Origin of the sequence: Haemophilus parainfluenzae (genome assembly GCF_003252795.1) — a bacterium.
In the GTDB taxonomy this organism is placed as follows: Bacteria; Pseudomonadota; Gammaproteobacteria; order Enterobacterales; family Pasteurellaceae; genus Haemophilus_D; species Haemophilus_D parainfluenzae_K.
The window spans coordinates 89,424-99,837 of the sequence record NZ_QEPQ01000006.1; the positions used below are offsets into that span (position 1 = coordinate 89,424).

General features: G+C 38.6%; 9 protein-coding genes, 2 tRNA genes and 2 rRNA genes. 1 reads left to right on the top strand and 12 read right to left on the bottom strand.

All coding sequences use genetic code 11. The features are described 5' to 3' along the window. Positions 1-9 precede the first annotated feature (9 nt). The 7 genes from rpe to DPV81_RS09205 form a co-directional block, all read right to left on the bottom strand. Positions 10-681, bottom strand: coding sequence for a ribulose-phosphate 3-epimerase (gene rpe / locus DPV81_RS09175; RefSeq protein WP_049357791.1), 672 nt, complete (start codon positions 679-681; stop codon positions 10-12). A gap of 163 nt (positions 682-844) precedes the next feature. Continuing rightward, positions 845-2,509 carry a bifunctional metallophosphatase/5'-nucleotidase gene (locus DPV81_RS09180; RefSeq protein WP_111388047.1) on the bottom strand — a complete coding sequence of 555 codons (1,665 nt, stop codon included), beginning with the start codon at positions 2,507-2,509 and terminating at the stop codon, positions 845-847. A gap of 132 nt (positions 2,510-2,641) precedes the next feature. Next, positions 2,642-2,971: a DMT family transporter gene (locus DPV81_RS09185; RefSeq protein WP_111388048.1), complete on the bottom strand. Its 330-nt coding sequence runs from the start codon at positions 2,969-2,971 to the stop codon at positions 2,642-2,644. A gap of 38 nt (positions 2,972-3,009) precedes the next feature. After that, complete coding sequence (locus tag DPV81_RS09190) at positions 3,010-4,155, bottom strand: anaerobic sulfatase maturase (RefSeq protein ID WP_111388050.1); 1,146 nt, start codon at positions 4,153-4,155, stop codon at positions 3,010-3,012. Between the two features lie 21 nt (positions 4,156-4,176). Continuing rightward, positions 4,177-4,764: a Crp/Fnr family transcriptional regulator gene (locus tag DPV81_RS09195; RefSeq protein WP_111388052.1), complete on the bottom strand. Its 588-nt coding sequence runs from the start codon at positions 4,762-4,764 to the stop codon at positions 4,177-4,179. A 38-nt stretch (positions 4,765-4,802) separates the two neighbouring features. Continuing rightward, the gene (locus DPV81_RS09200; RefSeq protein WP_005697443.1) at positions 4,803-6,248 is read right to left on the bottom strand and encodes a sulfatase family protein; all 1,446 of its coding nucleotides are present in this window, start codon (positions 6,246-6,248) and stop codon (positions 4,803-4,805) included. A 49-nt stretch (positions 6,249-6,297) separates the two neighbouring features. Continuing rightward, entirely contained in the window at positions 6,298-8,010 is a 1,713-nt protein-coding gene (locus DPV81_RS09205) for a solute:sodium symporter family transporter (RefSeq protein ID WP_111388059.1), read from the bottom strand. Between the two features lie 213 nt (positions 8,011-8,223). Here DPV81_RS09205 and DPV81_RS09210 point away from each other — a divergent pair, with 213 nt between their 5' ends. Further along, a complete protein-coding gene (locus DPV81_RS09210) occupies positions 8,224-9,018 on the top strand; it encodes a sulfite exporter TauE/SafE family protein (RefSeq protein ID WP_111388061.1) in 795 nt (264 codons plus the stop codon). 35 nt (positions 9,019-9,053) lie between these two features. Here the strand turns inward: DPV81_RS09210 and mazG are convergent, their stop codons facing one another. The 5 genes from mazG to rrf (DPV81_RS09235) form a co-directional block, all read right to left on the bottom strand. After that, positions 9,054-9,842: a nucleoside triphosphate pyrophosphohydrolase gene (gene mazG / locus DPV81_RS09215; protein WP_070775990.1), complete on the bottom strand. Its 789-nt coding sequence runs from the start codon at positions 9,840-9,842 to the stop codon at positions 9,054-9,056. Between the two features lie 100 nt (positions 9,843-9,942). Continuing rightward, positions 9,943-10,018 (bottom strand) — tRNA-Trp (locus DPV81_RS09220). A gap of 15 nt (positions 10,019-10,033) precedes the next feature. Further along, positions 10,034-10,110 (bottom strand) — tRNA-Asp (locus DPV81_RS09225). Between the two features lie 14 nt (positions 10,111-10,124). Next, positions 10,125-10,240: ribosomal RNA gene (gene rrf / locus DPV81_RS09230) — 5S ribosomal RNA — on the bottom strand. A 50-nt stretch (positions 10,241-10,290) separates the two neighbouring features. Next, positions 10,291-10,406, bottom strand: a 5S ribosomal RNA gene (rrf, locus tag DPV81_RS09235). Positions 10,407-10,414: the final 8 nt, after the last annotated feature.

Sequence of the window (10,414 nt, forward strand, 5' to 3'; positions counted from 1 at the left end):
TACTACCTTTTATTTTACTGACGCTAATTGCGTACGCATTTGATCAATGATTTGTTTATAATCTGGTTTACCAAAAATCGCTGAGCCTGCCACAAACATATCTGCACCGGCGGCGGCGATTTCTGCAATATTATCCACTTTTACTCCACCATCAACTTCTAAACGAATATCTAAACCGCTTTCATCAATCAGACGACGTGCCTGTTGTAATTTTTTCAATGTGGAAGGTAAAAAGGATTGTCCACCAAATCCTGGATTCACGGACATTAACAAAATTACATCCACCTTATCTAATACATAATCCAAATAACTTAATGGTGTGGCAGGATTAAACACTAAACCCGCTTTACAGCCATGATCACGAATGAGCTGTAACGAGCGATCAATATGTTCACTGGCTTCAGGATGAAACGTAATGTAATCCGCACCCGCTTTGGCAAAATCAGGAATAATTCGATCAACCGGTTTCACCATTAAATGCACGTCAATGGGGGCTTTAATGCCATAATCACGCAAAGCTTTACACACAGCTGGGCCGAAGGTTAAATTCGGCACATAGTGATTATCCATTACATCAAAATGAATCACATCCGCACCAGCATTCAACACGTTTTGCACATCATCACCAAGACGAGCAAGATCTGCAGAAAGGATAGAAGGGGCGATTAAATAAGGTTTCATTTGTCATCTCCTAAAGGATAAAACTCCTTGTAGTTTACTACGTTAGGCTTAGTTTTACCTTGATTATTTACAAGTTTTAGCTGAAAACAAAGAAAAAAATAACCGCACTTGATTCAATTACCTCAAAGTGCGGTTGGTTTTTATCGTATTTTTAAAAGACCGATTAGTTTAATCCAATGATTTCCCAACGGTTGTGAGATTGACCATCGATTTTGCCTTTCTTCACGTTGGTAATGTAATCGATCATCATATTTTGGATAGTACCTTTTTCGCGGCCCATTGCTACTTTAGATTCCCAAAGTACCGGAATTTGTTGTCCTTCCCAAATACCACCTTTACCGTTTAATTGAGCGAAACGATATGAGTTCATACCCACTTTTAATTTCATATCATCAGTGACCGGTTTGCCGTCAGCAAGGGTTAAATCAACGATTTTGCTACCTTTTGGATTACGTAAGTCAATTTTGTAATTTACGCCACCGAAAATGTCGTAAGTCACATATTTTGATTTTTTACGTTCCGCATTGTAACGGTATTCGGTATCGCCCGGTTGGATGGTATCGAAGTAGTTCGCAGACCATTCCATATATTCTTTCAATTGTTTACCGGTCATTTCATAAACGGTGACATCGCCACCTGCATAACGATAGTTAAAGATGATGTCTTTTTTCTTGATATCGCCTTTATCCATACGTGCTTTTTGATGGTCGAAAGAGAAAGTGACTACATCTGCACCACTGTAATGTTGTTCAACATCATTAATAAATGAAGATAAACCAGTATCTTTTGAGAATGCAGCAGATACACCGTGTTTAGTCTCTTGAGGTACCATTTCATTCGCTGTTTGACCGATTACTACGTTGTTTAATTCACGTAATTTCTCGTGATAAGGTTTGTAGATTTCCACAATTTTCTTGTCTGCTTCAAGTGCTTTAACTGGAACCGTTTTAGATTCTTTCTTCACTAATTTCACTTCTTTTTTATCGTTGATATCAAAAGTTAAATCCACTTCAGATACCACGGTACCGTAACGGTGTGGTTCAGTGATGAGTGTGTTTTTAATGGTTTCACTTGGTACATCTTTGTGCATGTGGCCTGCAATAACCACATCAATACCATCTACTGCATTGATGACATCACGCATACCAGTATCAGGAATATTGTTTTCATTATCGATACCCATGTGGGTCACCGCAATAATCGCATCCACGCCTTTTGCTTTTAATTTCTCAACTTGTGTACGTGCTTCTTCTGTCGGAGAAGTAAATTTCATGTCTTTTAAGTTGCCCGTGTCTTCTTCAAATTTTGCTGACATTGGGGTACTTAAACCAATAATCCCTAACTTCACGCCATCTTTTTCGATGATGGTTGTCGCATCGATATAACGTTTGTCATTTTTCTTATGATAGAAGTTTGCGGTTAATTTTTTCGCTTTGATATCTTTTAGGATTTCATCTAATGCTTTCATCCCAAAGTTAAACTCGTGGTTACCCAATACGAAAATATCATAATTCATTTCGTTTAATACTTTTGGAATTGGGTGATCTTTGTAATATTTTTTATCTTTTGCGAACACATCGATTTGGTTATCTTGGATCGCATCACCAACTTCCACTAACACTACGTTTTTATTATTTTTACGCACATCTTTCACATAAGTTGCAATTTGTGCATAAGAACCTGATTTGTCCTCTACATCTGCACCATAGCTCCAAGGTACGATACGACCGTGAACATCGGAGGTTCCTAATAATTTAATATTCACTTCTTGTGCCATTGCTGTGCTAACAGCAGAAAGCGCAAATAATGAGCAAAGTAATTTTTTCATAGAATTTCCTTTAAAGTTGCACAAAGTGCGGTTAAAAATGCCGGAGAATTATAGCGGTGAATCGATTGCTTACATAATTTTATTTTGAAGAAAAATAAAATTTGTGAGTTTGATCACATTTCATTTGGAGGATTAATGCCCTGTTTGAGAAAACAAGTTAATCACTAAAACGCCACAGATAATCAACGCCATACCAATCAGCCCGGCGGTATCAATTTTCTGACCAAAAGCGAAATACGCCACAATGGCCGTCAAAACAATGCCAACGCCCGACCAAATGGCGTAAACCAAGCCCACGGAAAGTGTTCGGAAAACAATGGAGACAAAATAAAACGAAATAGCGTATAGCGTTAATGAGCCAACGGTGGGTAAAAGTTTGGTAAAGCCATCACTGACTTTTAATAAATTCGTTGCCACGATTTCAAGGCAAATAGAGATAGCAAGTAATATCCAAGGATTCATATCAATTAAAAAGTAAAATAGAAAGACACCATTCTACCTTAAGCAGCGGATGGATGTAACCGAATTTGACGAGCCATGGCTTGCATATAAGGTGCCGTTTGCTCAAAGAAATAACGGTAAGAGGCACATAAATAATTATGTGGATTAGGTTCATTTTCGAGAGAAATAAAACGATGTTTCGTGCAGCCGCCATAACAGAGTTTACGAAACTCGCAACGCCGACAAAGTGCAGTCAATTTTTGTGATTTTTCTAAACCAAATTGTTGCTGCCTGCTGGAAAGCACAATCTCCGTTAAAGGTTGCTGAGTTAAATTGCCGACCTTATATTCGGGGTACACAAAATGGTCGCAAGCATATACATCACCATTGGCTTCCGCCACAAGAGATTGACCGCAAGTGGGTTGATGAACACAAGTTGTAGAAGGATAACCGAGCCATTGTCCTAGCAAATTATCAAACTGCGACACATAAATTTTTCCCACATCATGAGCATACCATTCATGAAAGACATCCACGAGAAATTGCCCGTAGCCTTCTGATGGTACTGAGAAATAGGCTACTGATTGTGTTTGGGCATGACGTTCAACGATAGGAATAAACTGCATATAAGTTGAACCAATCTGTTTGAGTGCTAAATAGGTTTCTCTTCCTTTTTGCCAGTTTTGATCGTTAATGACGGTTAAGGTGTTAAATTCCACGCCATATTCTTGTAGCAGATTTAACGCTTTCACGACTTTTTCAAAAGTGGGATTACCATTACCCGAAATACGATAACGGTTATGCACAGCGCTTAAACCGTCAATAGAAAGCCCAATGAGAAAATGATGTTGTTTGAAAAATGCGGCCCATTGCTGATTAAGAGCAATGCCATTGGTTTGAAAGGCGTTTGTGATCTGTTTGCCTTGGGCAAATTCCTGCTGATATTCAACGGCTTGTCTATAAAAATCTAAGCCCAAGAGAGTGGGCTCCCCCCCTTGCCAAGCAAATTCAACCACATTACCGGCATGAGATTGGATATAGTTTTTGACATAATGTTTTAAGGTGTCTTTCGACATAAAAGGCGCATGTTGCCCCAACTGTTCTGATTTTTCCAAATAAAAGCAATATTCACACTGAATGTTACAGTGAAAACTGCTTGGTTTCGCCATTAAGTGAAAATGAGCTTGTGGTGGAAAAACAGACATCAACCATCCTTTGTTACAACATTATTTATGACCTGATATTCGGTCTAATGCGCCATTTTGTTTGAGTTCTTTTGCAATACGAATCGCGGTTTCAGTTTCACAGCCGGCATATTCTGCAATTTCGCGATATGTCCAATTATAATCAGGAAAATGTTGTTTGAGAAAATACAAACTATCCATCACGCGATCTAAAGTACGCAAATAGGCACTTTTTGCCAAACGTTCCTCTGCTTCGCGTAATTCATCTGCCAAAATCTGTAATAAACATTGGCTCATCACCGTATTATGCATGAAAAATTCACTCACTACATTAGGTTTGATGCGAGTAATCTCCGCATCAATTAAGACTTTTGCATTGCAATGATAATGTTTATCCGCCATCGAAAACAAAGTTCGAAAACCAAAATAATCACCCTTGGAATATAATCGCACTAAGCTTTCCTTGCCATTTTCAAGGGTATGAAATAAGCCAACCAAGCCTGCTTGCACATAATAAAATTCATGTGCTGACTCACCTTGTTGATACAAGAAGGATCCTTTCGGTAAGTGATGCAGCTCAGTAAACTGACAATGTGACAATTCAGTAGGCTTGATTGAGCAATTTTCCATAATCATCCCTTAAAAGTGCGGTCAATTTTTTATTGGTTTTACACTTCGTTTATAATCCGATATACCCAGTTTTCTAATGGATCATTTAAGCGTTTCATTTCTTGACGCATTTCTTCCAGCATCTCTTTTTTGACCGCCTCATATTCTGGCTTGTAGAACAAATTATGCATTTCAGCCGGATCATTTTTCACATCATAAAGCTCACAAATGTCCGAAGCATTAAACACTAATTTATAGTCTTTACGGTGCCACATGCGTTGTTCAAAGTAAACGAAATGCCCTGCTAACTGTGCCAATATCCCTTTACGTTGATTATCTTGATGTTGACGAACGATCGGCAAAATACTTTCCCCTTCAAAGGCTTGAGGAATAGGTTGATTCGCGAGATCGTAAACTGTCGAGGTTAAATCATGAAGATAGACAAGGTTATCATCTTGTTGATTAACACGATTTGAATTTGGGTCTTTGATAATCATCGGAATGTTGTAGGTGGTATCGAACATGAACTCCCCTTTCTCAATCATTCGATGAGCGCCCATCGCATCACCATGATCAGCGGTTGCCACAATAAAAGTGCGGTCATAAATACCGTTGTTTTCTAAGAAGGTAAATAGCTCACCAATTGCATCATCAATCAAGGTGATATAACCCCAGAATTTTGTGATCACTTCTTTCCAATGATCTTCACTCGCTTCCCACATGCCCCACATTTTAGAGATGGTACGATAGTGTCCTGGTTTGCCTTCTAGTGGCTTGAAGAAGCTTTCATCTAGCACCACATCTTCTTTGCGATACATGGAATAATACGGTTCTGGCACGATACAAGGCGTATGCGGTCCCCAGAAATTAATCCATGTGAAGAACGGTTTGTTTTCAGCAAGTGATTCACTAATATAGCTTTTCGCTTCATCAATAATGAAATACGGGATGGTTTGTTCTTTTGTGCCGGAAAGCAAACCGCACAGCTCTTGCACGCGTAAATGTGGGTTATCCCCGAAATAAGCACGACTCACTTCCGGAATTTCATAGCCTTTTTCATCTAACCATTCTTTATAACGATTGGAATGTGTCGGCGGTTGGTTGAACACTAAATTTTTATACACACCACTGCCCGGATAACCATAGCCATCAAAGTTATGCCCTTTAATGCCATAATCTTCCGGCACAGATTTTGTACCCACGTGCCATTTCCCCACAACATAGGTGTTATAACCGTCTAGTTTACCGATATTGGGGGCGGCTTCGCTCACTTCACCGGTACCGCCTTTTTCACCATTACGAATGATGCCATGTGTAGATGGCATTAAACCGGTAAAGAGCGAAGTCCGAGCGGGCCCACAAACGGAAGCGGGCGTAAAAGCATTATTAAAACGTACGCCATCTTTAGCTAGACGGTCAATATTCGGGGTTTTAACGATCTGATGACCATAAGCCCCCAACATATCTTTACGCACTTGGTCGAGTAAAATATAGATAATGTTCATACACAATCCTTATCTATTTTAAGGGCGTACGTGATGTACGCCCGACTGCTTAATGTTGGTTAGAAAGATGTAATTGATGCTCTGTTTTTTCATTTTTTGGTCTAAAGACAATCAATACGATGAGTTGTAATACCGCATACACTTCCAACACTAACATTGGATTGCCATCTGGTGAAGCAATACCAATTGGTGATAGGAATGCATAAAGCGCAATTAAACCAAGGATTAATGAAACAGATGTTACTTTAATATATTTCCAATTGGTTAAGTCTACATCGCCTTTATTAATGGTATTTTCCACATAAGGTTCACGTTTTAAGAATTGACCTAGAATCAACATGAAAACAACATCAAATACGAATAATCCGCCCATGACATACACGAAATTGATTTTCACATTGAACACCCAAACAATACTGAAATAAAGTACTACGTGTACAAGTAAAGCAATACGTGCAGCCAAGCCAGAAACAGTTTTATTAAATAAACCCACAGCAAATAACGCCACGATTGGAATATTCACAAAACCGGCAAAGCGTTTAGTGATTAAGAAAATACCATCTGTACCGAACATCAAAAGTGGGCCAATAATCATGGTCACAATCGCCATAATGGTTGAGACTTTTTTCGCATAGACGATCAACTCTTGATCAGTACGTTGTTTTTTACTGATAGATGGTAATAAGTCTTTACAATAAATGGTCGCTGCAGAGTTTAAGAATGAGTTAAAGGTACTTAAAATTGCACCGAAAAGTGCGGCAATAAAGAACCCTTGTAATGCAGTCGGCATCACTTTATTGACTAATAATGGATAAGAGGTATCAATTGGATTTAAGCCTTCACCTAAAATATGGAAACTCAATAAACCCGGTAAATTAAGAATAATCGGTAATGTGAGTAGGAAAAGCGCTGCAATTAAAATCCCTTTTTGACCTGATGCTAAATCCTTCGCCCCTAAACAACGTTGTACGATTGCTTGGTTTGTTGTCCAATAGAAGAAGTGAACGACCATAATACCGGTAAAGATTGTTGGCCAAGGGGTAGAGTCGGTTGAACTACCAATAGCGTTCCATTTTTCAACGTGAGTGGTGGTGATAATATTCAAGCCTTCAGAAATGCTACCATTACCTAAATAAAGCAATGCAAATACAGGCACAAGCAATGCACCAATCACTAAGATTACGGCATTGATAGTATCGGAAACTGCCACCGCTTTTAAGCCACCAAAAATTGCATAAATCGCTCCCACTACACCGATAGCAATTACGGTATAGACAATTGCTTGAGCGTAGCTTAATCCAAAGATTGTTTCTAGATTGAAGATTTTGTTAAAGGCAATTGCCCCAGTATAAAGTGCGGTCGGAATAACAATTAAAAGATAGAAGACCAAGAATAACCCTGACATAATCAAACGAGTTTGACGGTCAAAGCGATTTTCAAAGAATTCAGGAATGGTGGTATAACCGTTACGCAAATATTTCGGCAACATATAAAGCGCCAAGAAACAAAGCGGAATCACCGTTGGCACAGTCCACGCAATAATAGAAAAGTTGTTTTGATAAGAAACGGCATTCACGCCAATCAATTGCTCAGTAGAAAGTGAAGTTAAAACCATTGAGCAACCAATCACAATACCGCTTAATCCTCGTCCCGCTAAGAAATAACCTTTCGAGGTGGTTAAATCATCGTTTTTCGTCCGTAGCCATGAAATATAGGCTACCAAAACTGTTACGATGAGGAAACTCGAAACCGTTAATAGCATACGCTCCTCCTTGTAGAAGCCATTATTAATATCCATTTATAGACTACTGCTAGGTGTATAAAGAGCATATGATAATTGTCATACTGATTGTGTGAGAAGGATCACAAAATTAAAATAAAGTCTGTTTTTATAGATAATTATGAGCAAGATCATAAATTATTTATTTATCCAAAAGAATAATAATGCCGTACTCCCACAAAAAAGGAGTTTGAAATGAGTTTACAGTTAATTTTTATTTTAATTTTATGTGGTGTGATGACAAATATAATGTCCGCTATTTTTGGCATTGGTGGCGGCGTATTGATGGTACCTATTCTCTACACCTTATTCCCACAATTCCCTTTACAAATGATTGCTGCAACATCATTGACGATTGTCATGGGGTCATCCTTTATTAACTTAATTTATTTTTACAAACAAAAAGTATCGATTAATTACAAAGCGATGCTCATTTGGTCTGTGGGAATGATTATTGGTGTGCAGCTAGGATTCGAATCCAGTTTTTATGTACCTGATATTGCCATCATCAGTGTGTTTGTTATCACACTTTCCCTATTAGCAATTCGTACTATTTTTAGTAAAGAAACTGCAATAATTCAGCAATCTACAGCGGATGACACGATTAAAGGAATCGGTCTTTCAACTATAGGCGGATTTATTGCTGGCATGACCGGCATTGGAGGTGGCTCAATTATGGCGCCTTTAATTGGACAATTAAAATCCGTTAAAGCCCATCAAATTGCCCCTTATACCAATGCGATGATGTTTATTGGAGGGTTAGGTAGCCTTTATGGCTATCTTTCAAAAAGCTCGACTTATCACTTTGGTTGGCAAATTGGTTATGTCAATTTTTCGATTGTGATTATTGTTGTGCTAAGTGCTTTTGTAACCGGATTTTTCTCAATGAAAATCCGAGGTAAATTATCACCGCACTTAGTCAAAAAACTATTAGGTATTATTTTATTAGTAATCAGCGCTTATATGTTACTTATCCATTCCATAAAATAAAAAATGGCAGAGGAAAACCTCCTCTGCCATTTCGGTTATTTTTCTTCTTTTTTCACTTCATCCCACAGAATATCCATTTCGATTAAAGAAAGATCTTTAAGTAATACGCCTCGCTCTAATACCTTTCCTTCGACTTTGCGAAAACGTTGTTCAAATTTATTATTCGCCTTACGTAAAGCCTCTTCTGCGTTACATTTAAGATGACGAGACAAATTGACTGTCGCAAAAAATAAATCCCCAATTTCCTCTTCTATTCTTTGTTGATTGCAAGGTGTTTGATTGACTTCATCTCGCACCTCCTTCAATTCTTCTTCAACTTTAGCAAATACAGGCTCAAGTTCATTCCAATCAAATCCAATCTTTGAACACTGTTTTTGCATTTTCTGAGCTCTTAACAATGCAGGAAAAGCATTCGGAACATTATCTAAAATAGACTGTTGTTTTTGAGCTGATTTTTCTTGTGCTTTAATGCTGTTCCAACGGGCTAACGCCTCTTCTTCATTTCCAGCTGTTGCATCACCAAATACATGAGGATGGCGACGTACAATCTTTTCAGAAACATCATTAAGGACATCATCAAATGTGAAATAACCATCCTCTGAAGCAAGCTGACTGAAGAATACTACCTGTAATAAAAGATCACCAAGCTCTTCTCTTAAATTCGCAATATCTTTCTTTTGGATGGCATCAATGACTTCATAAGTTTCTTCGGTTAAACAAGGAATCATGGAGTCATAATTTTGTTTAAGATCCCAAGGACAACCGCCATTAGGGTTACGTAATTGTGCAATTAATTGAATAAAATCTTGAATGGAGTAATGCATAAGAATATCTCTGAAATACTAAAAGTACGATTAGTATAAAACGAATGGTAAAATAGACAATATTCTTAAAAAAATTAAAGATAATTTGATATGAAATGGATGGCAGGGGCGGAGAGGCTCGAACTCCCAACACCCGGTTTTGGAGACCGGTGCTCTACCAATTGAACTACGCCCCTATTGGTATTAAGAATTGGCGGAATGGACGGGACTCGAACCCGCGACCCCCTGCGTGACAGGCAGGTATTCTAACCAGCTGAACTACCACTCCGCTAAATGAGGTATGATTGGCAGTGACCTACTCTCACATGGGGAAGCCCCACACTACCATCGGCGTAACAATGTTTCACTTCTGAGTTCGATATGGATTCAGGTGGGACCATTGCACTGTTGCTGCCAAAATTTTTATTTTGTTAATTTACTCTTAAAATAAACTAACAAAATAAAAAGTACCTGGCGGTGTCCTACTCTCACATGGGGAAGCCCCACACTACCATCGGCGCATCGGCGTTTCACTTCTGAGTTCGGTATGGGGTCAGGTGGGACCACCGCTCTATCGCCGCCAGGATTATTCC

Excerpts from the sequence above, each read along its gene's own strand:
- rpe (WP_049357791.1), bottom strand. The coding sequence starts at position 681 with ATGAAACCTTATTTAATCGCCCCTTCTATCCTTTCTGCAGATCTTGCT.
- DPV81_RS09180 (WP_111388047.1), bottom strand. The coding sequence starts at position 2,509 with ATGAAAAAATTACTTTGCTCATTATTTGCGCTTTCTGCTGTTAGCACA.
- DPV81_RS09185 (WP_111388048.1), bottom strand. The coding sequence starts at position 2,971 with ATGAATCCTTGGATATTACTTGCTATCTCTATTTGCCTTGAAATCGTG.
- DPV81_RS09190 (WP_111388050.1), bottom strand. The coding sequence starts at position 4,155 with ATGTCTGTTTTTCCACCACAAGCTCATTTTCACTTAATGGCGAAACCA.
- DPV81_RS09195 (WP_111388052.1), bottom strand. The coding sequence starts at position 4,764 with ATGGAAAATTGCTCAATCAAGCCTACTGAATTGTCACATTGTCAGTTT.
- DPV81_RS09200 (WP_005697443.1), bottom strand. The coding sequence starts at position 6,248 with ATGAACATTATCTATATTTTACTCGACCAAGTGCGTAAAGATATGTTG.
- DPV81_RS09205 (WP_111388059.1), bottom strand. The coding sequence starts at position 8,010 with ATGCTATTAACGGTTTCGAGTTTCCTCATCGTAACAGTTTTGGTAGCC.
- DPV81_RS09210 (WP_111388061.1), top strand. The coding sequence starts at position 8,224 with ATGAGTTTACAGTTAATTTTTATTTTAATTTTATGTGGTGTGATGACA.
- mazG (WP_070775990.1), bottom strand. The coding sequence starts at position 9,842 with ATGCATTACTCCATTCAAGATTTTATTCAATTAATTGCACAATTACGT.